Here is a 544-nt window from a genome sequence, read left to right as displayed (position 1 = left end):
GCCATACTTCTGCTCAGTACCTCCGAGGCGATCCCTCCGGATGCGACCAGCTGGGTTTCGCCGAGGGTGGCGGGGACCCGGGATTCGAACTGGTCCGTGGCGTACCGGTCACCATAGGTGACGATGATTTCGTCGTCATCGTGCAGCACGGCGCGCCGGCCGTTTGGCTGTTCGATGTGGCGGTGGTGGCCCAACTGTACGATCCGGGCCAGCACAAGATCGCCCGAACGGGGACGGACTGCGCCTGACACCAGCGATGCTATCCGCTCCGGCACCACCCGCCGGGTAGTAAAAGCGGCTTTGGCCCTCGCCACGCGAACAGGGTCCAGCGGTTTGACCCATACCCCTCGATCTGTGCTCATGCCCCGCACGCTAATGGGGAATACAAGCTGGGGACAGGGAAAGCGGTACCTGAAATTCAGGTTAGGGACTACTTGGTGTCCAGCAGCAAAACCCGCGCGGAAACGCATCTGGCGTGGTTGAATGGCGAATGTGCCCCCCGGCACAGTGACGCCCCAACCGGACACCAGGAGGACAGTATGAC

Annotated in this window: 1 protein-coding gene; it reads left to right on the top strand. The window is 62.7% G+C overall.

The genetic code is table 11. The features are described 5' to 3' along the window. Positions 1–248, top strand: a 248-nt coding sequence (locus tag AC1DKD_RS41875; RefSeq protein WP_477144815.1) for a hypothetical protein, incomplete at its 5' end; no start/stop codon positions are given. Between the last annotated feature and the right edge of the window lie 296 nt (positions 249–544).

The organism is Cupriavidus sp. 05T313, assembly GCF_056396665.1.
This window is presented reverse-complemented; position numbering and strand designations above follow the sequence as displayed.